This is a genomic window from Gottfriedia sp. NPDC058432, assembly GCF_042721555.1.
Classification (GTDB): Bacteria; Bacillota; Bacilli; order Bacillales; family Bacillaceae_G; genus Gottfriedia.
In genome coordinates this window covers 80,164-104,439 of sequence record NZ_JBHXLC010000014.1, presented here as the reverse complement: position 1 = coordinate 104,439, position 24,276 = coordinate 80,164, and the positions used below count along the sequence as shown (strand labels likewise).

The window sequence follows — 24,276 nt, the reverse complement described above, 5'->3', positions numbered from 1 at the left end:
TATTAATATTTTATTATTATGTAAAAATGAATAAATTATTTTTAACATATAAAAAGCCCCTTTTGTCAAGGAGCTAAGAAACTTAGTTACAATTAACCTTTATTTTAACAATTTACGAATAAACCGTAAAGCGTTTTTTGTTGTATGATATCTAATTTTCAAGTCAATTTTAGTTGTTTGTAAAAGGACACTTTTCTCATGTGTAAATGCAGCAAAACTGTACTCCCCATGATAATTTCCTGAACCACTTTCTCCTACCCCACCAAAAGGTAAATTCGGATTCGCCATATGATAAAGAGTATCGTTTACACATCCACCACCAAATGGGACTCTCTCAATTACTTTATTAGCTATCTGTTTACTTTCTGTAAAGACATATAGTGCTAATGGCTTAGGGTGTTGATTAATTTCATATATTACTTCATCTATATTTTCATAGGTAAGGATTGGTAAAATGGGACCGAATATTTCTTCAGACATAATTGGTGAATCCCAAGATAGATCAGAAATTAAAGTCGGTTCGATTTTATGAGATAATTGATCAAATTCCCCTCCATGTAGGATTTCACCATTATTCAAAAAGCCAACCAAACGATTAAAATGGCGATCACTGATGATCTTTGTATAATCATTATTTAACAAAGGTTTATTACTATAAAACTGAACAATTTCATTCTTTAAAGCCTCAATAAAGTCCATTTTTACTGATTTGTGGACATAAATATAATCTGGTGCAATACAAGTCTGTCCTGCATTCGTAAATTTCCCCCAAACGATTCTTTTCGCAGCTAGTTGGATATTCGAATCGTTATGTACAATTGTTGGGCTTTTCCCACCTAATTCAAGTATTAATGGCGTTAAATGTTTACTTGCTGCTTCCATCACAATTTTTCCAACTTGAACACTGCCAGTAAAAAAGATGAAATCAAATTTTTGTTGTAATAAGATCGTGCTTTCTTCAATTCCACCATCAACTACTGCGATATATTCTTTATCAAAATTCTCATTAATTATTTTATTAATAATGATTGATGTATTTGGAGTTAATTCCGATGGTTTAATAATAGCAGTATTTCCCCCAATGATTGCACCAATTAATGGAGCCATCGTTAATTGTAATGGATAATTCCAAGGGGAGATAATTAATGTTACTCCATACGGTTCTCTGTAAATATATCCTTTTGTACCAATATGCGTAATCGGAGTTTTAACTTTTTTAGGCTTCATCCATTTTTTAATCTGTTTAATTGCTTCCGATATTTCTTTTAAAGTAAATCCTATTTCAGTCATATAGGATTCAAAATCTGACTTATTTAAATCCTTTTTTAAGGCTATTTTTATTTCATCTTCGTTCTCTACGATTGATTTATATAATTTTTTTAATTGTTCAATTCGGAAATTTGAAGTTTTAGTTGAACCAGTCTGAAAAAATGCTTTTTGCTTAGTTACTAATTGTGTAATTTCAGATGCTTTATATGTACTTTCCAAAATCATCACATCCTTTTTTAGTCCAATAGTTTAAACGTATAATCTAATGCTAAATTAAAATCTCACATAAAGTCAATAATTCTGTGAATACTATTATTAATATTAACTTAGTGTAGAAATCGAAATATTAACTTTGTTAAGGGAATGTAAAGATATTGTAAATTTGTAAATTAATTAAACGTTTTTAATTGATTAATTTCAAAAACCAATTATTATTATTAACGTGGCCTTTACTTTTTTCGACATTTTTACATAGTTTCTGACATTTTAAAATTAACTGATAAATGTGAAGGTGATAATAAATTATATGTTTTAGTTGGAGGAATCATAATGTTTTTTGGACAAAAAAAGGATGTATTCTTTGAAAAGCTTTTAAGTATAGCTGAAAACTTGCACGTTTCATCAAAGTATTACGTTGATTTTAAAATAAAAAATGCAAGCGACTTAAAAAAGTTTCAAGAAGAAATGAAAGAATATGAAACAAAAGGTGATAAGTTTATTCACTCTTTAATCGTTGAATTAAACAAAACCTTTATTACTCCAATTGAGCGAGAAGATATTTTACAACTTGCAATGAAAATGGATGATGTATTAGATGGATTTGAACATTGTTCAGCTCGATTTGAAATGTATTCAATCACATCTGCTGATGAATATATGGTTAAATTCGTTGATATTCTTCAAAAAGCTGTTGAAGAAATTTTACTTGCAGTTAAATTACTTTCAAATAAAAAATTATTAGAAATCCGCGTTCATGCAATAAAAATTAAAGATTACGAATCTCAATGTGATGAATTATTACGTACTTCAATTAAGCAACTATTTATGAATGAAAAAGATCCTATCAAAATTATTCAGTATAAAGAAATCTACGAAGGTTTAGAATCTGTAGCTGATAGTGCACAGGATGTAGCAAACACTCTTGAGCAAATTATCATGCGAAATGCGTAAGGAGTCATAAAATGGAGCATTTATTTTTACTTACGATATTAATCGTGATTTTTGCATTTTTGTTTGATTTTATTAATGGATTTCATGATACTGCTAATGCAATTGCAACGTCCGTTTCAACAAAGGCATTGAAACCACGTACAGCTATTTTAATAGCAGCTCTAATGAATTTCATTGGTGCAATCACATTTACAGGAGTTGCCAAAACGATTACGACTGGTATCGTTGATCCGATTACAATTGAAGGCTCAAACGGACTAGTTGTCGTAATCGCTGCTTTATTAGGCGGTATCTTTTGGAACTTATTAACTTGGTATTTCGGTATTCCAAGTAGTTCTTCTCATGCAATCATTGGTGCAATTGCTGGTGCTGCTGTCTCAGCAAAAGGATTTGGCGTTTTAGAGGCGGACGGTTTTATTAAAATTATCGAAGCTTTATTAATTTCACCTGTCATTGCAATTACGCTTGGTTTTATTGTTATGACGATTTTAGCAACTATTTTTAGACGTTCTAACCTATCTAAAACGAATAAAGGCTTTAGATTAGTTCAAATTTTCACAGCTTCTTTACAGTCATTTACACACGGTACAAATGATGCACAAAAAGCAATGGGAATTATCATGATCGCTTTAATTGCCGCTAAAATTGAACCAGCAGGTGCGGACGTTCCATTATGGGTACGTATCGGTTGTGCTATGGCAATGGCAATTGGTACCTCAGTTGGTGGTTGGAAAATTATTAAAACTGTTGGTGGTAAAATCATGAAAATTCGCCCGATTAACGGTGCAGCAGCTGACTTATCTTCAGCAGCTATTATTTTCACCTTTACTGCTTTACATTTACCAGTAAGTACAACACACGTAATTTCTTCTTCTATTATGGGGGTAGGTTCTGCACAACGTGTTAAAGATGTAAATTGGGGTACTGCAAAACGAATGGTAATCACTTGGATTATTACAATCCCAATTTCAGCAACAGTAGCAGCAATTTTCTATCAAATTCTAAAATTAATCTTACTTTAATAATAAAAAGGCGAAACGTAAAAAATACGATTCGCCTTTTTTATTTACATATATTCTCTTTTCCTTTTTGGTTTTGTAATAAAAAATATTAACACCAAAAGTAAAATTACCGATCCTGCAATAATAAATGTATTCATAGAAAGGATTGTCGGACGGTCATACGATTTAGCAGCTAATAACTCAGAACTAAAAAGTTTTTCATTATTGGCCCATACTTCAACTGTCCCAAGTTTTTGATTATTAGAAATCCCATTTTCCTTGTATGATTTATCTAATGAATTTATGGGTTTTAATTTAATATTGTAATTTGTATTCGCGCCTAATGCCGTCAAAAAAGATAAATCGTTCGGTATTTTTGTTTGAATTAAATCATCTCTTATTTTTAATTCCTTCTGCCAATCACTTTGTTTTATAAGAGTCTTTTTATGGATTCTTGAAAATGCATAGGAATCTAATAACTTAATATCTTGTAGATATTGCGGTTTTGATGAACGTAATAAAATATTAATAATCATTTGGCCGTCTTTTTTATCTATTTCAATTAATGTATTCCTAGCAGAATCAGTGTATCCAGTTTTCCCTGCAAAGAAGTAAGGATTTTTAAACATTTTTCCACGATTAAAAATATATACATTCTTTTGCTTAGATGTATTAATACGAGCATCTTTTGTACCCATTGCTTTAATGATTAATGGGTATTTTAAAGCTTCCTTTGTTATTAAAGCTAAATCATGGGCAGTTGTATAATGATTTACATTGTGAAGACCATTTGGATTCATGAAATTTGTGTGATTTGCGCCAATCTTTTTAGCCTTTTCATTCATCATTTTTACAAAGTTGTCCATATTTCCGCCAACTCTTTCGCCAATAGCATATGCTAAATCATTGGCACTTAAAATCATCATTGTTTTTAATGCTGTATTTCGATCTAAAACTTCTCCTTCAGAAAAAAGGATTTGAGAATTACTTTTTTCTTCTTGGACACTTCTTTTAGTCATTTGAATTTTATCATTCTCTTTTAAATGATCCATCATAACCATTGCGGTCATTATTTTAGTTGTGCTAGCTGGGAAATCAACTTTATCTGCGTTCTTACTATAAATTACTTCCCCACTATCAGCCAATATTGAAATTGCTTTATCACTAAATAGCTTTATTTCTTCTGCGTGTACAGTTTTTTGAATAAAGAAGCTACTAATTAAGCTAATACATAGACATAATTTTATAATATTATTAAAAGTAGATTTCATGAACACTAAATCTCCTTTGAACTTTTTTCATTTAGTTATTTCGTACAGTTTACATAACTCAAATTTAAATTAGCTACTCTATAAAAGAGGAGTGGTTTAAAAAAACAATAATGCACCTATTATAACCTTTTCATACTAATGTCTCAACTAACTTTAATTTAGCAATAGTTTTCACTTAAAATAAAATATATCGGTTATTTCCCGGAAAATCGACACATTTATTACTTTAATTTATCAATATATTTTAATCCCTCTCTTTTGCTTAAAGGTGATACATTAGTTTGTTTGATAAATAATTTAACCTCTTTAGGCTTGATATAGGAATATTCTCTCAACGCCCAACCTATTGCTTTTTGAATGAAAAATTCTTTGCTTTCTTTGAGTAGTCGGCAATAATGAAATAGACGCTCTTGATCAGTTTTCTCTTTAAACTTCATTTGAAATAATAAAGCTACTCTATTCAGCCACATATTATCCGAAGTTATCCACTTACTAGCGTACTCATCAATCAATTCTGGATAAATTAAAAAATGATAACTAATTAATCGTCCAGCAATTGTATCAACTGTATCCCACCAAGACTTTTCGACTACTAGTTGTTCATATAATTTTACCCGTTCAAGCTCTGCTTTTTTATACTGGCGGTCCAAACACGTCAATGCAATGTATTGAAATTCTCTTTCCTCTAAGCTCCAAATATCTATTATTGATTCTAAATTTGGTGGTTCGCCATTACTCATTCGAAACTGTCTCAACAGTGCATTCCGTTCTGGTGCTTTAATTCCTAAAAATGCAAATCTATTTTTCATATATGCTTCCATTGCGGGCCGATTTATATCATTTTTATGCTCTTTAAAAAATCTCATTAGTTCTGTTGAATAGTTGTCCATCCTACACTCCCTATCGATTACAATCGTGATCATCTTTATTAAAAAATTCGCTTAGCATAGCTACTTATTATTTCTTCTATTATAAATGAGCATCAAGATTAATGAAAAGTGTATGGAGCAAAATTGTGTAAATTTTCCGAAGATTAGTTTATGATAGATACGTCAATAAGAAAGGAGGATATTATGCAACCAGCAGTTAATACAAAGGTTATTAATCAGTCAACAATGTATCAAATTTTATTTGCAATCAGTTTAGGGCATTTATTAAATGATTCTATGCAAGCAGTTGTACCAGCCATATTTCCAATTCTAGAAAAGACCATGAATTTAACTTATACAGAAATTGGATTCATAGCCTTTGCGCTAAATATGACTTCCTCTGTAATGCAACCCGTATTCGGGATCTTTTCCGATCGGAAGCCATCACCATTTCTCCTACCTATTGGAATGGCATCCAGTTTATTAGGAATGCTTTGCTTAGCATTTGCTCCTAATTTATTTATTGTATTATTATCTGTTCTATTAATTGGGATAGGTTCTGCCATCTTCCATCCAGAGGGCTCAAAAGTTGCCTTTTTAGCGTCTGGTACAAAAAGAGGACTCTCGCAAGCTATCTACCAAGTAGGCGGAAATACTGGGAACTCACTAGCTCCCATCTTTACTGCACTAATTTTCGTACCACTAGGACAAAAAGGTGCTGCATGGTTTACAATCCTAGCTGCCATTGGAATTTGTGTATTAATTTACGTATCCACATGGTATCGAAATAAACTGAAAGAAAACCCGTTTAAATTAAAAGAAAAAGGTCAGTCTTCTGGTGAAAGTATCAAAATTACATCAGCAGTAAAATTTGCTATTATACTGCTTGTATTTATTACATTTGCACGTTCTTGGTACTCAGCGGGCATAGGAAATTATTATCAGTTTTATTTAATTAAAAGTTATGGTTTATCGATTAAAAGCACACAATTATATTTATTTATCTTTATGATTGCAGGCGTAATAGGTACTTTCATAGGTGGAACGCTAGCTGATCGCTTCGGAAAACGGAATATGATTTTGTTTTCATTAGTAGGTACATTTCCATTAGCCTTATTATTACCTCATATCTCTTTACTGGCAGTTATTCCAATCTTATTTTTAATAGGAATTATTAGTTCAAGTTCTTTTAGTGTAATTGTTGTTTACGCTCAAGAACTAGTTCCTGGAAAAGTTGGTTTAGTAAGTGGATTAATAGTTGGTTTAGCATTTGGAATGGGTGCTTTAGGAGCAGTATTATTAGGTGTAATTGCCGATGCTACTAGCTTAAAATTCGTAATGAATTTATGTAGCTTCTTACCACTACTAGGTTTAGTAGCTTTTATGCTACCAAATGATCGAAAAAAATCAGCTTAAGTGAGAAAGTATTTTCCTATAAGCTCTTTTAAATCTTAATTTACAACCTAAAAAGGCTGTCTATATGACAGCCTTTTGTATGAAGATAATATACATTGCTTTTTTTAGAATGATTGCCAGCAACAATTTCATCCTTTACCAAGAAAAATCCTCCCTGATTGTTCAGGAAGGATTTTTCTTTGAATTATATTATTAAGTTTAGTTTTTTCATAATCTATGTTATCTCACGCAAGGTCGAAGCGATCTGCATTCATGACTTTAACCCATGCAGCGATAAAGTCACGCACAAACTTCTCTTTGTTATCGTCTTGAGCATACACTTCTACTATCGCGCGTAGCACTGAATTTGAACCGAACACTAAATCCACACTAGTTGCAGTACGTACTTTCTCACCTGACTTGCGATCACGTCCTTCAAATACGTCTCCGTCAACAGGTGTCCACGCAATTCCCATGTCTAGCAGGTTTATAAAGAAGTCATTAGTAAGTGTGCCAACTCGATCAGTAAACACTCCGTGTTGTGTGCCATTATAGTTTGTACCTAATACGCGCAAGCCGCCAATAAGTGCAGTCATTTCTGGTGCGGTAAGGCCTAATAGTTGTGCCTTATCTACTAATAGCTCTGCTGAATTTACACTATATTGTTTCTTTTGATAGTTTCTGAAACCATCAGCGATCGGCTCTAGCACTGCAAAACTTTCTAAATCTGTTTGCTTTTGTATTGCATCTCCACGTCCTGAAGTAAAAGGAACTTTTACATCAAAACCTGCATCTTGTGCAGCTTTCTCTATTGCGACACTACCACCAAGTACAATCAAGTCGGCCATGCTGACTTTCTTATGTAGATGGTTTTGAATACTCTCTAGTGCATTCAGTACTTTTGCAAGTTGGTCTGGCTGGTTTACTTCCCAGTCCTTCTGTGGAGCTAGACGGATTCGAGCTCCATTAGCACCACCACGCATATCTGAGCCACGGAAAGTACTTGCTGAAGCCCAAGCAGTATTTACCAACTCACTAATTGTAAGTCCTGTGTCAAGGATCATTAATTTGATCTTTTCAACCTCTGCATCAGTTATTTCATTTTCACAAGCAGGTATAGGATCTTGCCATATTAAAACTTCTTCTGGAACTTCCGGACCTAGATATCTTGAACGTGGCCCCATATCTCTGTGCGTTAGTTTAAACCATGCACGAGCAAATGCATCGGCAAAATCTTCTGGATTATCATGGAAACGACGAGCTATCTTTTCATATTCTGGATCAAAACGCAATGCCATATCAGCAGTAGTCATCATTGTAGGAACACGAACGGTTGGATCTTCTGCATCTGGAGCAAGATCCTGCTCCTCAGGGTTTACAGCAAGCCACTGAAACGCACCTGCTGGACTCTTAGTAAGCCACCATTGATATTTAAACAATAAGTCAAAGTAACCATTATCCCATTTTGTAGGGTTTGCAGACCAGGCACCTTCAATACCACTAGTAATAGTGTCACGACCTTTACCAGAGCCATGAGTACTTAGCCAGCCTAAACCTTGCGAATGTATCGGAGCTGCTTCTGGTTCTGGACCAACATGAGCAGCATCTCCTGCGCCGTGGGCTTTACCAAAAGTATGTCCTCCAGCGATTAGTGCAACTGTTTCTTCATCATTCATTCCCATACGAGCAAAGGTTTCGCGTATATCACGTCCACTTGCAATAGGATCTGGATTACCGTTTGGCCCTTCTGGGTTAACATAGATAAGACCCATTTGAACTGCAGCCAGTGGATTCTCAAGATCACGATCACCTGTGTATCGCTTATCCCCTAGCCATTCCGTTTCATTACCCCAGTAGACGTCTTCTTCTGGATGCCAAACGTCTTCGCGACCGCCTCCAAAACCAAATGTTTTACCGCCCATTGATTCTATAGCAACATTACCTGTTAGTATAAATAAATCAGCCCAAGAAATCTTATTACCATACTTTTGCTTAATCGGCCAAAGCAGGCGACGGGCTTTATCGAGATTTCCATTATCAGGCCAACTATTTAGTGGAGCAAAACGCTGTGTACCCGTTCCTCCTCCACCACGGCCATCACCTGTACGATATGTACCTGCTGAGTGCCAAGCCATACGAATAAAGAATGGACCATAATGTCCATAATCAGCTGGCCACCAATCTTGACTGTTTGTCATAAGAGTGTGAAGATCCTGCTTAAGTGCTTGATAGTCTAACTTGTTAAATGCTTCTGCATAATTAAATTCTTCATCCATAGGGTTAGATTTTCTGTCATTCTGGTGTAGAATGTTCAAATTTAACTGGTTTGGCCACCAGTCTTTATTTACTGTACCACCTGATTTAGGAGTAGTAGTGCTACCATGATTAAACGGGCACTTTGCAACGTTAGAATTGTCATTCGTTTCCATACTTGTATTCCTCCTTATTAGTAAATAAATACCCAAATAATTATGTATCTTGTATTACCTTTCAAACAAGATATGATTAATTATTATGCAATCATTATATTAAACTATTACATATAATAATAGAAATAACTATCAAAAATAAGATATAATTCATAACATTGTGAACAATTGATGACATGAACTTTTTTAGCGGACTACTTTGTCCAACTTTAGTATCCTTTAGCTGAATTGGAACGATCGTTCACAAATATAGCCTCGAATATTTTTTAATACTTATTTCTACATTCAATACCACACGACCTGCTATTTTATTATTTTTCTTAATAAAACGTCTTGTATTAAGTTGTGTAGGTTAATCAAAAATCTACTTTAAAAATGCAAAAAAAAAGCTCTTCGAATATCGAAGAGCTTTTAACTATTACATACCCCAAACTAATGTCCAAAGAGTACCGAAGACAATTGCTACAGCAATAAATACTGCGTAGCCTAAATTTATATATAATACACGTTTGTTTTCATTTTCATTCATATGCATGAAAACAATTAACTGAAGACCGCCTTGTAATAATGCAGTTACAATTAAAATAATAAATGATACATTAAATGGTAAATTTAAATAGTAAACACTTAAAGCTATGATTGTTAGAACAAGTGATTGGATGAAGCCAACCACTTGATGCTTAGGGAATAATGCGCTCATCCAATCAGTCCTTTCACGTAAACAAAACTGAAGATAAAGATCCATACTACGTCTAAGAAGTGCCAGTATAATGAATAAATAAATGTTTTGTTTGCTGTAGTTTCTGTAATTCCCTCACGAGAAACTTGAATTAAGATTGCAATACCCCATAACATACCGAATGATACGTGGGCACCGTGAGTACCTAATAATACGAATAATGCTGATAGTGCTCCACTACTTTGGATTGTTGCACCTTCATGAACATAAGTAAAGAACTCTGTAATCTCTACTCCAAGGAAGACTGCACCTAAAGCTAGTGTTAAAACAAGGAAGCTTATAAAAGCTTTTTTGTGATTTAATTTTATTGCGTTCACGACTAAACCAATCGTAAAACTACTTGTTAATAGGGCAAATGTTTCTATCATTACACCTTTCATCTCAAATAATTCTTTTTGAGTAGGTGCTGAACCAGTGTTATTCGCTAAAGTGAAGTAAACTGCGAACAATGTTCCGAATAAAGCAATCTCCGCTCCTAAAAATATCCAGAAGCCTAGAATCTTATTAGAACTTTCTTCACCTAGACTATACAGAGGCCTGCTGCTCATAATGATCACCTCGTAATTTTTTCTCTGTTTCAATAATTTCTTCTTTATGAATATGGTAGCCATGATCGCGTTGGAAAGAACGTGCAATTAAGCATAGTGCGACAGGAACTGCAAATACAATCATTGGTACCCACCATTCAAATATTAAGAAGAAACCAAATGCCATAAATGCTGCACCTAAAATGAAAGGTATACCACTATTACTTGGCATATGAATATCTGTAATCTCGCCTTCAAGTAAAGATTTACCTTCTTTTTTAGCTTTCCAGAATGGATCTAAAGAATCAACTTTTGGAATAACTGCGAAATTATAAGGAGCAATTGGACTACTTGTTGCCCACTCTAATGTTCTTGCATTCCATGGATCACCAGTTGTTTCTCTTGGTGCGTAACGTACACTGTAATAAATATTGTAAACAAGTAAACAGAATCCGACTGCTAACCCGACAGCTCCAATTGTAGCAATCAAGTTTAAAGGTCCGAAACCTGACTCTGCACTATAAGTATAAGTACGGCGAGTCATACCTTTTAATCCTAATAAGAATAATGGGAAGAATGTTACGTTAAAGCTAACGATAATTGTCCAGAACGTAATCTTACCAATTTTTTCATCTAATTTGAAACCAAATACTTTAGGGAACCAATAGTAGAATCCTGCGATTACCGCAAAAACAGTACCTGGAATTAATACATAATGGAAGTGAGCAACTAAGAACATCGTATTATGATATTGGTAGTCAGCACTTGCCATAGCTAGCATTACTCCTGTAACCCCACCGATTGTAAAGATCGGAATAAATGCTAGTGAGTACAACATTGGAACGGTAAATTCGATCTTACCTTTTCTTAATGTAAACAACCAGTTAAATATTTTAACACCGGTTGGTATACTTATTGCCATTGTTGTAATACTAAAGAAGCCATTTACAACAGAGCCTTGACCCATTGTATAGAAATGGTGAACCCATACAAGGAAACTTAAAGCAGAAATGGCGATCATACTAACAACCATGCTCTTATATCCGTATAAATTCTTTCTTGAGAAGGTTGCAATAATTTCACTATAAATACCGAAAGCTGGAAGAATAACGATGTAAACTTCAGGATGTCCCCAAATCCAGAATAAGTTCGCCCAAAGCATATCATTACCATGTGCCATCGTAAAGAATTGAGTACCAAACTCACGATCAAACATCATTAATGCTAAAGCTACAGTTAATACTGGGAATGCGAATACGATAATAACGTTTGTAATTAATATACTCCATGTAAACATTGGCAATTTCATTAATTTTAAGCCTGGAGCACGCATTTTTAAAATTGTAACGATAAAGTTAATACCAGTCATCAATGTACCTAGACCAGCAATTTGAAGCGAAATTGCGTAATAGTTATTCCCAACTCCAGGGCTGAATTGCTTACTAGCTAGAGGGAAGTAAGCTGTCCAACCAGCATCTGGTGATCCACCGATAACAAAGCTTAAATTTAAAAGCATTGCACCTGCAAAGAATAACCAGAAACTTACTGCATTTAAGTAAGGGAATGCTACGTCACGAGCTCCGATTTGTAAAGGAATAACGATGTTCATTAATCCAATAATGAAAGGCATCGCCATGAACAGAATCATAATTAAGCCGTGAGTTGTAAAAATTTCATTATAATGCTGTGCATCTAATATTTTTAAATCTGGTCCTGCTAACTGTGCACGCATTAATAAAGCATCTACTCCACCACGGAATAGCATTAATAATGCACACAGAATATACATTACACCGATACGTTTATGGTCAACAGTTGTTAACCATTCTTTCCATAAATAACCCCATTTTTTAAATTTGGTTAAACCAATTACAATAGCAAGAGTTACAACAACGATACTCACCATTGCGCCATAGATCATTGGTTCACCTGTTACAAAAAAGTGATCCCATTTAAAACCCATTATTTCATCCCCTCCATATTATCCATGTCATGGTGATCAGATGAATCCTTCATAGAACCATGTTGATGTCCTGCATTTACACCTTCTGGAGCTGGTCTAAATCCTAAATGAGTTGAACTATATGTCTTTCTACCTAAATGTTCAATTTTTAGTAATTTATTAAACTCTGTTTCTGTTAAAGCAGGAGCTGTTCCTTTAACGTCTTTCACCCAGCCGTTAAAATCCTTATTATTCATTGCTAGTACTTCAAATTCCATTCCAGCAAAGCCTTTACCATTGAAGTTACTGTTCTTACCAATGTAAGAACCTTCATTTGAAGCAACAAAATTTAATTTAGTTACCATGTCACTCATCGCGTATTTTTGTCCACCTAATTGTGGAATCCAAAAACTTGTAATCGGACCGAATGAATAAAGTCTGAATTCTACATTTCTATTCGTTGGAATATTTACATAGTTAACAGTTTCAATTCCTTGTTCAGGATAAGAGAAATGCCATTTCCAGTTTGAAGAACTTGCGTAAATAACAAGCGGTTTATCATTTTCATGACCTTTTGGTACAGTTTCAACTGCATTAGTTGTTTTAACAGTTACTACAGATAAAACTGCAACAATAATTATTGGGATGACAGTCCAAATAATTTCTAGCGTTTTACTTCCCTCTTCGTGAGGAGGTTCGTAATCTTTTGGAAGTTTACTAGCACGATATTTATATAGAATAACAATATAAAGAATGTAAACTACTAGTAAAACTCCTAACATCATCAACATTGAGAAGATAATCGTATCCGCTTGCGTTTTAGCAACTGGACCCTTTGGATTAAGAACTGCAATCTTATCACAAGCACCCATTACTAATGCAACCAGCATGATCATCATGCCCATTAGAAATTTTTTCATTTCGCTCTTCCTTCCTATAACGTAAGTAAAAGTTCAAAATAGTTTTTTTGAATTATTTCTTAGATAAGTATTTTTATAAATTGTCACTAAAATGACAAACAATGTCCACAGTTATAGTAAGATACTTTAATTAAAAAAACAAACAATTAATTTCCTTTTTGGAAGGAAAAAAACAGTGTTCACATTTTAGACATATTTGAAAATATGATTTTTTCTTAATAACCTATATATACCAACGGCTCTACTCGATTGCTCACTTATTCACAACGTTCACATTTTAGACAAATATTAGATTTTGATTAACTTTTCGTTCACATTTTTGAAACATACATATTAGTAAATTAGTATAATATTTTTTATAGAATTTCACGAAATAATCTGTATTTTCGCACAAAAAAAATAACGCAGAATGATCTGCGTCAAAATACAGGGTTATTAATTTGGTGAAGAGAAAAACTACTGTCCTAGCACGTTCTTCTCTTCTTTAGGTTTTTTTTGGGGGGTCTAGGGTCGCATTCCACATTTTACTTTTTAATGTGCATACAAACGAAGAACTAAGAAAAACAATGGTTTATTTCTTAAACTTCTTTTATTAATTTTAGATTATCATAGTTGAAAATGATTATCAATACCAATTATTGGTTTTTTTATTAGAAACAGAAATATTCTATATACCAAATGATTAATATAATATGTTCATAAAGCACTTTGCAATCAAAGTTGGATTTTTCAATACTAAGTTTTTTCCTGCTTGCAAATTTTGAATTGTCACTTCTTTCCTTTGAACCCTCTACTGATTTCTTTTTTTGTACAATCTATATAGGAAGTTTTAATATTGTTTAACTCCTTATTTTTAAAGATAAGCGAATTCTATGTAAACATAGAAAACCTACTTAGAAAAATTAAACTCATTTAATTTTCAACGTAATTTAAGTTATAATTGGAGAAAAAAAGGTGGGACATTTATGCCTCAATTATTAATTAAAGGGATTTCAACTGATGATATTTGCAAAATTAGCAAGCCATTGATCGATGAACTCGCAGTGGTTTGTGAATGTGGAACTGATAATTTTACGGTTGATTGTATTCATTCAACTTCAATTTTTAATGGCGAAATTGTAGAAAGTTTTCCATTTATTGAAGTGAAGTGGTTTGAACGTGGAGTTGAAACTAGAGATCGTTTCGCAGCTACAATTGAGAAACATATTAACACATTAAATATTCCTGAATTTGAAATTGCTTTTATTACATATCAAGAGGATTGTTATTATATAAATGGGAAGAGATTTTCATAATGATATTTCGAAATAATTTAGGTCAGCAAATCGGCTGACCTTTTTTTTCGGTAAAAATCGATATTTCCGGGGCATGTGTACCTATAGGACGATGTCATTTCGGGACATTTCAACTATGTGGACAAATATACAAACTTAAAAAAATGGTCAACTAACTAAGTACATGATTAGTAAAATTGAATATTAGTATATTAATCGGACAAGTAGGACACAAAAAAATACTACCGATTAGGGAAAGGTGAATAAAAATGAATTTTGAAATTGCAATGACAGCATTTGTTTTCATTATGACAATGGCTGTCATATTCTGGAGACCAAAAGGAATTCATGAAGCTTGGCCTGCTTCAATTGGAGCAATAATCATTCTAGTAACTGGAATTGTTAGTCGCCACGATTTATATGACATAATAACGAAAATCGGTGGAGCTTCAATTACAATTATTGCAACAATTGTTATGGCAGTTATTTTAGAAAGCTTCGGGTTCTTTCATTGGTCAGCAGCTCGACTAGTTACTTTGGCAAAAGGATCTGGGTATCGGTTATATTGGTATATCCAACTATTATGCTTTTTGATGACCTTACTCTTTAACAATGATGGCAGTATTCTAATTACAACTCCAATCTTAATACTTCTATTAAAAAATCTTCGTCTAAAACCACACCAACAAATTCCATATTTATTATCTGGAGCGCTTATTGCGACAGCATCTAGTGCGCCAATCGGAGTAAGTAATATTGTAAACTTAATCGCGTTAAAGATTGTGCATATGACACTTTATATGCATACAGCAATGATGTTCGTCCCTGCAACATTAGGTTTATTGTTTATGTCGGTGCTCATGTATGTTGTTTTAAAAAATAAATTACCTAAGACTTTACCAATTTCAACAGACGATATTGAAGAATCGTTCTTTATAAAAAACTTCCATCCACTAAAAACAAAAATTTCAGTTGAAACGAAAAAGAAACGTACAAATTTTATGTTAAAAGTTCTAGCTTTCGTATTCTTAATGAGATGTTTGTTATTCGTTGCATCTTACTTTTCAATCCCAATTGAATTAGTAGCGGTACTTGGCTCCTTAGTCTTATTAATTTGGAGATGGTACCACTTAAGAACAACTCCTACAGATATCTTAAAAAAGACACCTTGGCAAATATTAATTTTTGCATTTTCAATGTACGTAATCATCTATGGGCTTCATAATGCTGGTTTAACGGAGTTTTTAGTAAAAGAATGTGAACCAATCGTTAATCAAGGATTATTCCAAGCGAGCTTTATTATGGGCGGTTTAGTAACTGTTTTATCAAATCTATTCAATAATCACCCTGCGCTTATGATTGGAACAATTACACTAACTGAAATGGGTCTTGACCCAATCACTTTAAAAACGATTTATCTTGCAAATATCATCGGAAGTGACATGGGTTCATTATTATTACCAATTGGTACTCTTGCTTCATTAATTTGGATGCACATATTAAAACAAAATAAAATTAAAGTAAAATGGAAAGATTATTTAGGCGTTACAATAATTGTTATCCCATTAACAACGGTTGTTACATTGTTTCTATTATACTACTGGGTACAATTAGTATTCGCACACTAATCAATACTTTTACCTCTAGGAGGAGATCTACGTGAGTGATGTATCTACATTACTTGGAGAACAAGTCTCGGTAAGATTATCTGGAGACGTCATATTCGAAGGAATTCTTACTGATTTAGGACAAGATATTTTAGTCCTTTTTAACGGCATAAAATATTATTATATCCCTTGGATGCATATCCATATGGTATATCAAAATAATGATTTAAAAGAAAAAATAAATAACCCTAATGAACCATCCATTACGCAGGAAATGGAGACAATTTCTTATCGTAAAATTTTACTAAATGCTAAAGGAATATTTTCAGAAATCTATGTAACTGGTAATATAACTTTTCATGGCTATATTATGAACGTATTAAATGATTATCTTGTATTTTACTCACCTGTATTTCATACAATGTATATTTCTTTATCACATTTAAAATGGATCACACCATATAACCATAGAGTGGTGCCATATAATTTAACAAATGAGACACTATCAGTTCATCCACCTACTACACCAATACACAGATCTTTAGAAATTCAGCTTAGAAAAGAAATTGGAAAGCTTGTTATTTTTGATGGTGGAACAGATCCAATGAAGATTGGGCTTTTAAATAAAGTAGATAATAATCAAATAGAACTTTCAGTAGCGAGTGGACAAAATGTTTACCTAAAACTGGGACATATTAAATCGGTCCACTTACCTTAGCTGGATATTACCTTTGATACAAAATGTATTTAAAGGTTTTTTTTTGATTAAAAAGCAGCGATTCACTCACTTTCAAAATCTTAATGCATCTTAAGTAAAAAAAGCCCCATGCAATGCTTGGGGCTCTTAATCTTCTAATCTTTATTTACGTAAATTGATCCATTCCTCGTTTTTAAATTAAGTTGATGTTCGCCATTTCCAACCATCGCCTTATTTGTATGATTTTCATCTTTATTTTTCATTTCCCATCCAATATTACCACTAAAGCTACCATCATATGTTTCAGCATTGATCGTTAGATTATTATCTTTTAGTAGGTCGATTTGAATTTCACCATCATCAGAAGAAATTTTACTATTACCATTTAATAATGCATCCTCAACATTAATTGCACCATTATTTGTTTTTGCATTAATTTTCCCTTTATAATCACTTAAGTTAATTTCTCCATCATAAGTCGTTATTTCGCTTGTTCCTTCTATATTTGCATGTTCAATCGAAATGCTACCATCTCTAGTAGTGGAATGTAAATAACCAGAAATATTTTTGATTGTGATTTCACCATCATTCGTTGCAATTTCACTATCACTTTTTAAATTTACATTCGTTAAGCTGACCGAACCATTTCTAGTTTTTGCAACTAAGTTTCCAGTTACATTTTCAATATTGATTTGACCATCATTTGAATTTATTACTGTTTTATTGTCTCTATTTGATAAATTTACAGAGCCATTTTTTACATTTATATTCGTTAAAATGCTTTTAGGTAATTCAATATTTAGCTGTGAACTGTCATTATCAAAGTGAAAAATCTGATTGTTTTCATTACGAATCTCAATAATCATTTTATTACCAAATGTTTTTACTGAGTAATAATCTGATATTTTTTCATCGTCTTTTTTATCCCGATCCGGAACTCTTATATTACCATTTACGGTTAATGTACTAGAATCCGTTCCATTTACACTAATATCACTATTATTAGCTTTAATAATAACTTCATTAATTGATGAAGTGATCGTTTTCGAATCATTTATTTCAATATTTTTAGACTTGAATGTATAACCAATTTCTTTGACAAACAATTGACCAATACTAAATAGGATTGAAACAGCCATCATTAGTATAAGTAAAAAAATACTAAATCCATGAAAACGAAGTGAATCTTCTTTTCTTACTATATGGAATAGTAATATTTCAATCCCTAATAAAATACAAGCAACTGGCCATGCACTAATTAGAATCTTTGAATAAGGAATTGAAATAAAATTTTGTAGAAACCAAAGTAAACCAATTGCGATTAATATAATTCCCGCTGTTATCGTGCCTACTTTCCAATTCCTCATGCTTCTTTTTTCGACTTTCCAGTTAATAATTTAATACCAAGTCCGACAAAAACAATACTGATTAATAAATTTTGTACTAAATTATAATCAATAAAGATATTATAATGTCTAGAAATATAATCAGAAGCGTTCTCTAATAAAGATAAGCAACCAAAACCGATTAATACCCAACCAATTAAAAACTTATTAAATTTAAATTGATGTTTTACGATTGGCTCATCTACCAATTCAATGTCCTCACGATATTTACTATGATATTGAAGTGCATCAAAGTAGCTATAAAATACGATGACCGGTATAAAAAATCCAAAGCTTGAAATTAAATGTGTTAAAAATACTGTACCGAAAAATAACAGCATAAACTGCAATCCTCGACTCATTAATCCTAAATAAAAATGGCCAAGACCAGGTAAGATCGATAATAAATAAACTAATTTTTTACGTTTTTTCAAAGTTTGTACCTCCATTATTTTTTATTTCCTTTCAAAATTTTTGGAATTGGAATTGATAGTTTAATTTTTTCACTTTTTTCAATTAACGAAGACGTCTGATCAATCGTTTGTACAACGTGACGATTTGAATTAGTAATCCGTTCAGTTAATTGAAATTGGAAAAATAAAAATGTTGCTGCAGCAGCCAATACTAAATGGATTAAGCGAACTTTTTTTGAATTTGTTTTAGATTTCTTTTCATTCACTTTTTCCGTAATCTGTATGGATTCAGTTTGTTTCATTATTTCGTTCACTAGCTCATCTGAAAACTGGAAATCAGATGGATTCATCCATTCCTGGTCTAATTCATTAAGAAGTTCAAGTTCCGCCTGGCATGAGATACATTCATTTAAATGCTGTTCAAGCAAAAGAGATTCTTTATTTGAAAGCTTCTTTTGTTGATACGATAATAGTTGGTCAGAAGTTAAATGTTTCAAATGATCCCTCCTTTATGCTTGTCTTTAATTAAACGTTTGGCTCGATATAAACGTGATTCTACAGTTTTAACGGCTACATTTAATTTCAAAGCAATTTCCCCATAGGTAAGTTCTTCAAAATAATATAATTTCAATACATCGCTATATGCCTGTGGCAATTCAATTAAATATGAATGAATAAGTTCTTTATCCATCGTTTTAATTAAAGCTTCTTCAGGTGATAATAAATTCTCTTCTGGTAAAGTAGAAAGTAATTCACTAGTTTCATTTTCCTGTTGTTTTACTTGTTTTCTTTTAAAATCAATTGCTTTATTCATTGTAATTCGATAAATCCATGTGGCAAAACTTGATTCTCCGTTAAAGTTTTCGAGAGAACGATACAATTGGAGAAAGACATCTTGCGAAATATCTTCAGCATCCTTTTGGTTATTTGAAACTTTCAGTGCTACTGCAAATACCTTTGATTGGTATCTAACTATTAATTCCTTAAATAGTTGATGATTCCCCTTTACTATATTCCTTACTAATTGTTCATCCGACTCCATTGCATCACCTCTTTTCCTGTTCCATTACTTTAGACGAAGACAAATTTAAAAACCCTGCAAAAAAAATAAAATTTTTTTAAACAATTTTTTTACTCAAATAAAAGAAGAATAGTTGATTTCCATTACAGTTAGAAAATAGTTTGTGAGTAATACTCTTATTTAATTAATAAACAATAAAAAAAGCTTGTAAAAACAAGCTTTCACGTGTTGAAAAACTACCTTGTCAATTAAATTACCAAGTTTTCGTAAAAGGAGTAGAGTGATGTTGATTTCCACTACAGGATGCTCGCTTTCCATGGGGCGAGATTCTTTAGCCTTCCCGCATATCCCATAGGATTCAGCACACCTTTCGTTCCAATCAACTTGTTCATCAAAAAAAGTCTGCAATAAAACCTAATCAAATAGCCTTTACTAAGAGTATCCAAATAGTTATTTATTTATCAGTTTGTTGGTCAATTAAGATCGAACATATTATTATAATAATCATTTGAACTTGTTTTTCTATAAATTAACTCTTAATATGTTTAACATCTTAAGTATAAACAATTACTATAGTTTCTTGTTATTATAAGATCAATATATATCCAACATTAAATTCTATTGAACCTCAGGAATACTTTTTAAATCCTTAATATTTGTTCGCATATGGTTCATTATTTCGTTGTATCTCATTTTGCCATTTTTTAGATTGACATCGTTAATATTTTCCAAAGACATAATTTTAAAATTACGATTATCACGATAGTAATTATAAGTTGGAAAAAAGCTTGGATTTGCTAATTCAATTTTTACATTTTGATCAGTTTGAGTTTTAACCACATCAATTGTACCCATTCCACCAATTAACTCATATATTTCATCTTGAGCTGATAAGAAATTTCCTAATGAGTAAAAGACAATTGTTTTATTCCCCATTTTTCCAGTGATCCATGCCGGCGGTTGCAGGACGTGAGGATGATTTCCAATAATAATTTGAACTCCCATATCAGCCAATTGTTTGGCAAGATTCTTTTGGGTATTGTTCGGCATTCTTTCATATTCAACACCCCAATGCATAGCAACTACTACAACATCTGATATTTTCTTTGCCCGCTCAACATCACTACGTATTTTGCCAAGGTCAATCAAATTTACTAAATAATCTTTTCCTTTAGGGACGGGAATCCCATTTGTACCAAATGTGTATGCAAGAAATGAAAATCGAATATTATTTTTATTTATCACTCTAATTTGGTCATGATCTGCTTGTGATATAAAAGCACCTGTATATGGCATATGAATAGCGTCCCAATGGGAAATCGCACTTCGTATAATTTTTTCACCTCGATCAAGCGAATGATTATTGGCCAGTGTTACAAAATCCACCCCAGCCCCTTTGAGTGCATCTCCTACTTCATATGGACTATTAAACGCTGGATATGTAGATAATCCGAATTGCTTTCCACCAATCATCGTTTCTTGATTCGCTACTAAAATATCTGGCTTTTCCATCGTTTTTCTAACTTCATCAAACATTTTATTAAAGTTATATACACCATTCGGAAGCATAGCATCTTCATAAACTTCATTATGAATTAATAGGTCCCCCACGGCACCAACGGTTACCTTTGAAACATCCTGACTTATTTTTTTTATCGGTTCTTTCTGCTCTTTAACCTGTTCTGTATTTCGTTTATTATCTTTTACATTGTGATCCTCTTGATTATTTCTTGTACACCCACAAAGTAAAGCAAAAAAACAAGTTACTAATATTACAATTAATTTTTTCATCTTTTTCTCTCCTGTTAAAGGGAGGTTCATTGGAATGCATAGTATAGAGAATGACAAAACAATCCGAACCTTTATCTATTAATATTTTAATCCTTATCATCATTTAATACTCTTTAAGATCCTTAAAACTTTCGTCGATCACTGACGTTTCCGACTGTACTCCTTTTAAATTATTTCCATTTTTTAACAAACAAGCAATATATTTTACAGTGTTTATTTAGAAATATCAATCAATATCAATCGTTTAATTTAATAGATTTTAAAAATTGAGAATTATTGGACTTTACTAATGTTAAACTATTAAAATAATAGCATGATCAACATTTTTTGATTTTTAAATAGAACACAAATTCATATTTAATAATTCTTAAAACGTTTTGAAAGATAAGGAGAGAACAATGAATAGATCAGAAAAGTTATTACAATTAAAGAAAGAGATAAGTAACGTGATCATTGGTAAAGAGGATGTCGTTGAAATGATTTTCATCGCTCTCATTAATAATGGGCATATTCTATTAGAAAGTGTCCCTGGTACTGGAAAGACACAATTAGCTAAAAGCTTTGCCAAAACGATTAATGGATCGTTTAAAAGAATTCAATTTACTCCGGATTTATTACCTAGTGATGTAACAGGTATTCAATTCTTTCATCCAAAAGAACAAGACTTTCAACTTCGAATTGGTCCTGTTATGACGAATATTTTATTAGCAGATGAGATTAATCGTGCTACACCTAGAACCCAAGCTAGTTTATTAGAAGTAATGGAAGAACGCCAGGTAACAATCGATGGAGAAACTATTCCTCTTCCAAATCCGTTTATTGTTATCGCAACTCAAAATCCAATTGAATCACAACAAGGTACGTTCCCGTTACCTGAAGCACAAATGGATCGATTTTTTATGCAAATTAGTTTGGAATACCCTACATTTGAAGAAGAAAAAAGCATTATGAAGTCATATCGTTCTAATACCCCATTTTCGAATTTAAAAAATGTACTAACTTTAGAAGAAATTGATGAAATGAAAGAACAGGTGAAGACTGTTACAATTTCGGATGAAGTAGAGGATTATATTTTAAATATAATTCATTCAACGAGAAATCATGAAGATATTCAACTTGGTATTAGTCCACGAGGTACATTGGCACTAATGAGAGCTTCACAAGGTAAAGCATATATAAACAATAGGTCATTTGTCACCCCACAAGATGTGAAGGATGTTGCGATTTATCTCCTCTCACACAGATTAGTCTTGACCCTTGAAGCATCCTTAAAGAAAAACTCTATACAAATTATTGAATCAGTTTTAAATGATGTTGAAGTTCCTGTAGAAGCTGGGGCTGGTCAATAAATGACTTGGCATAAAGAAATACATGGTAAAAATTCACTTGATATACTAATTATTTTTGGGGTCATATTTTTAATCATTAATTTCTTTCAATCTACCTATTTAGTAATGTTTTTAGGGGGATTTTTAATAATCATTAGTTTGATGAGTCGATACTATTTAAAACATATTTCTGATCACCTGTTCATCGAAAACGACAAGGAACCCATTCGAGTTACAGTCGGGGAACATTTTAATTTACCTATAAAGATAACGCAGAATCATTGGTTACCAATTATTAACGCAACAGTTCGAATAAAATTAGAACCAATAGTAGATAGTATAAATTTTAAGACTGTTAGTAACGATTCAAATTTAGAAATAATGATCCCTATTCAACTAAAAGGTAACGAAACGATCCAGATTAATTTACCGCTTTCAGCTACTAAACGTGGTGTTACTAGAATTAAACAAGTAGAATTAAAAATTTCAAATTTTTTCAGTTTAGGCTATATCTATATAACCTATAAACCATTTTTATATAAAGAAATTATTATTTATCCTACTTTAATTCCTGTACCTCAAATTGACCAAATCATTTCAACTAGCTCATATGGCAGCTTTGTAACAAATAATAGTATGTTTGAAGATTTTCTAGCTCCGATTGGAACGAGAGACTATGTGTATTCAGACTCATTTCATCGAATCCATTGGAAGGCTAGTGCTAAAACTCAAGTACTTCAAACGAAAATTTATGAACGAACTGCCGATTATTCAATTACATTTATTATAAATTTACGAAAACCTCATCATGATAATTTTAGATTAAGTATAATTGATAACATCGAATCAATTGCTAGTAATATTGCCTATATAGTTCAATATGCTGCAATAAAAAATATAAATTATGAAATATTTCTAAATTTGAACATGGAAAGTGGAGTTCCTGTTTATCATTTACCTATTGATGGTGGTAAATCTCAATTAAGTAAAACTTATGAAATTCTTGCTCGAATTAATGGCGCAAGAATGACACAGCCGATTGATAGATTACTGCATTACGTAGAAAAGCAACAACGAAAATCTCCTGTTGTTATTTTATGTGGCCCGTTCGGTAAGCATGGAGATCGATATTTCGCTCAAATGCGAAAACGTGGCCAAAGCATCTATTATCTACAAGATGATTTAGAAAGTCCAACACTTGTTCCATTTGGACAACATTAAGTCGAAA

At 32.3% G+C, this 24,276-nt stretch carries 21 protein-coding genes; 8 read left to right on the top strand and 13 right to left on the bottom strand.

Annotated elements, in window-relative coordinates:
- Window positions 1-99: 99 nt before the first annotated feature.
- A complete protein-coding gene (locus tag ACFWM3_RS15555; protein ID WP_390311987.1) occupies window positions 100-1,494 on the bottom strand; it encodes an aldehyde dehydrogenase in 1,395 nt (464 codons plus the stop codon).
- Window positions 1,495-1,818: 324 nt separating this feature from the next.
- On the opposite strand from ACFWM3_RS15555, the gene ACFWM3_RS15550 reads away from it, so the two are divergent.
- Both ACFWM3_RS15550 and ACFWM3_RS15545 read left to right on the top strand, forming a co-directional pair.
- Entirely contained in the window at window positions 1,819-2,439 is a 621-nt protein-coding gene (locus ACFWM3_RS15550) for a DUF47 domain-containing protein (RefSeq protein WP_056474035.1), read from the top strand.
- Window positions 2,440-2,450: 11 nt separating this feature from the next.
- A complete protein-coding gene (locus ACFWM3_RS15545) occupies window positions 2,451-3,461 on the top strand; it encodes an inorganic phosphate transporter (RefSeq protein ID WP_056474032.1) in 1,011 nt (336 codons plus the stop codon).
- A 44-nt stretch (window positions 3,462-3,505) separates the two neighbouring features.
- Here ACFWM3_RS15545 and ACFWM3_RS15540 read toward each other — a convergent pair whose 3' ends face one another.
- Both ACFWM3_RS15540 and ACFWM3_RS15535 read right to left on the bottom strand, forming a co-directional pair.
- Window positions 3,506-4,711, bottom strand: coding sequence for a D-alanyl-D-alanine carboxypeptidase family protein (locus tag ACFWM3_RS15540; protein ID WP_390311986.1), 1,206 nt, complete (start codon window positions 4,709-4,711; stop codon window positions 3,506-3,508).
- A 221-nt stretch (window positions 4,712-4,932) separates the two neighbouring features.
- Window positions 4,933-5,601 (bottom strand): DNA alkylation repair protein, encoded by a 669-nt coding sequence (locus ACFWM3_RS15535; RefSeq protein ID WP_390311985.1) that lies wholly within the window; start codon window positions 5,599-5,601, stop codon window positions 4,933-4,935.
- A 183-nt stretch (window positions 5,602-5,784) separates the two neighbouring features.
- On the opposite strand from ACFWM3_RS15535, the gene ACFWM3_RS15530 reads away from it, so the two are divergent.
- A complete protein-coding gene (locus ACFWM3_RS15530) occupies window positions 5,785-6,996 on the top strand; it encodes an MFS transporter (protein WP_390311984.1) in 1,212 nt (403 codons plus the stop codon).
- 224 nt (window positions 6,997-7,220) lie between these two features.
- Here ACFWM3_RS15530 and katG read toward each other — a convergent pair whose 3' ends face one another.
- From katG to qoxA, 5 genes are all read right to left on the bottom strand, one after another.
- Window positions 7,221-9,404, bottom strand: a complete 2,184-nt coding sequence (gene katG, locus ACFWM3_RS15525; RefSeq protein ID WP_390311983.1) for a catalase/peroxidase HPI — start codon at window positions 9,402-9,404, stop codon at window positions 7,221-7,223.
- Window positions 9,405-9,822: 418 nt separating this feature from the next.
- A complete protein-coding gene (qoxD, locus tag ACFWM3_RS15520) occupies window positions 9,823-10,104 on the bottom strand; it encodes a cytochrome aa3 quinol oxidase subunit IV (protein WP_056474017.1) in 282 nt (93 codons plus the stop codon).
- Window positions 10,101-10,700, bottom strand: a complete 600-nt coding sequence (locus ACFWM3_RS15515) for a cytochrome c oxidase subunit 3 (protein WP_056474257.1) — start codon at window positions 10,698-10,700, stop codon at window positions 10,101-10,103. Before ACFWM3_RS15515 ends, qoxD begins: the two co-directional genes overlap by 4 nt.
- A complete protein-coding gene (qoxB, locus tag ACFWM3_RS15510; protein WP_056474015.1) occupies window positions 10,669-12,633 on the bottom strand; it encodes a cytochrome aa3 quinol oxidase subunit I in 1,965 nt (654 codons plus the stop codon). Before qoxB ends, ACFWM3_RS15515 begins: the two co-directional genes overlap by 32 nt.
- Window positions 12,633-13,532, bottom strand: a complete 900-nt coding sequence (qoxA, locus tag ACFWM3_RS15505; RefSeq protein ID WP_390311982.1) for a cytochrome aa3 quinol oxidase subunit II — start codon at window positions 13,530-13,532, stop codon at window positions 12,633-12,635. Before qoxA ends, qoxB begins: the two co-directional genes overlap by 1 nt.
- Window positions 13,533-14,497: 965 nt before the next feature.
- Between qoxA and ACFWM3_RS15500 the strand changes: the two genes are divergently transcribed.
- From ACFWM3_RS15500 to ACFWM3_RS15490, 3 genes are all read left to right on the top strand, one after another.
- Complete coding sequence (locus tag ACFWM3_RS15500; RefSeq protein ID WP_056474010.1) at window positions 14,498-14,827, top strand: DUF1904 family protein; 330 nt, start codon at window positions 14,498-14,500, stop codon at window positions 14,825-14,827.
- Between the two features lie 248 nt (window positions 14,828-15,075).
- Window positions 15,076-16,434 (top strand): arsenic transporter, encoded by a 1,359-nt coding sequence (locus ACFWM3_RS15495; protein WP_056474007.1) that lies wholly within the window; start codon window positions 15,076-15,078, stop codon window positions 16,432-16,434.
- A gap of 31 nt (window positions 16,435-16,465) precedes the next feature.
- A complete protein-coding gene (locus tag ACFWM3_RS15490; protein WP_056474004.1) occupies window positions 16,466-17,131 on the top strand; it encodes a hypothetical protein in 666 nt (221 codons plus the stop codon).
- A 134-nt stretch (window positions 17,132-17,265) separates the two neighbouring features.
- Here the strand turns inward: ACFWM3_RS15490 and ACFWM3_RS15485 are convergent, their stop codons facing one another.
- From ACFWM3_RS15485 to ACFWM3_RS15465, 5 genes are all read right to left on the bottom strand, one after another.
- On the bottom strand, window positions 17,266-18,477 hold the full coding sequence (locus ACFWM3_RS15485; protein ID WP_390311980.1) for a DUF4097 family beta strand repeat-containing protein: 1,212 nt from the start codon (window positions 18,475-18,477) through the stop codon (window positions 17,266-17,268).
- Window positions 18,474-18,929: a hypothetical protein gene (locus ACFWM3_RS15480; protein ID WP_390311979.1), complete on the bottom strand. Its 456-nt coding sequence runs from the start codon at window positions 18,927-18,929 to the stop codon at window positions 18,474-18,476. The genes ACFWM3_RS15485 and ACFWM3_RS15480 overlap by 4 nt, the downstream gene beginning before the upstream one ends.
- Window positions 18,930-18,943: 14 nt before the next feature.
- Window positions 18,944-19,405: a hypothetical protein gene (locus ACFWM3_RS15475; protein ID WP_056473996.1), complete on the bottom strand. Its 462-nt coding sequence runs from the start codon at window positions 19,403-19,405 to the stop codon at window positions 18,944-18,946.
- A complete protein-coding gene (locus ACFWM3_RS15470; RefSeq protein ID WP_390311978.1) occupies window positions 19,402-19,950 on the bottom strand; it encodes an RNA polymerase sigma factor in 549 nt (182 codons plus the stop codon). Before ACFWM3_RS15470 ends, ACFWM3_RS15475 begins: the two co-directional genes overlap by 4 nt.
- Window positions 19,951-20,547: 597 nt before the next feature.
- Window positions 20,548-21,720, bottom strand: a complete 1,173-nt coding sequence (locus ACFWM3_RS15465; RefSeq protein ID WP_390311977.1) for a CapA family protein — start codon at window positions 21,718-21,720, stop codon at window positions 20,548-20,550.
- A gap of 398 nt (window positions 21,721-22,118) precedes the next feature.
- On the opposite strand from ACFWM3_RS15465, the gene ACFWM3_RS15460 reads away from it, so the two are divergent.
- Together ACFWM3_RS15460 and ACFWM3_RS15455 are read left to right on the top strand one after the other, a co-directional pair.
- Entirely contained in the window at window positions 22,119-23,069 is a 951-nt protein-coding gene (locus tag ACFWM3_RS15460; protein ID WP_390311976.1) for an AAA family ATPase, read from the top strand.
- On the top strand, window positions 23,070-24,269 hold the full coding sequence (locus ACFWM3_RS15455) for a DUF58 domain-containing protein (RefSeq protein ID WP_390311974.1): 1,200 nt from the start codon (window positions 23,070-23,072) through the stop codon (window positions 24,267-24,269). It abuts the gene before it with no gap.
- Window positions 24,270-24,276 lie beyond the last annotated feature (7 nt).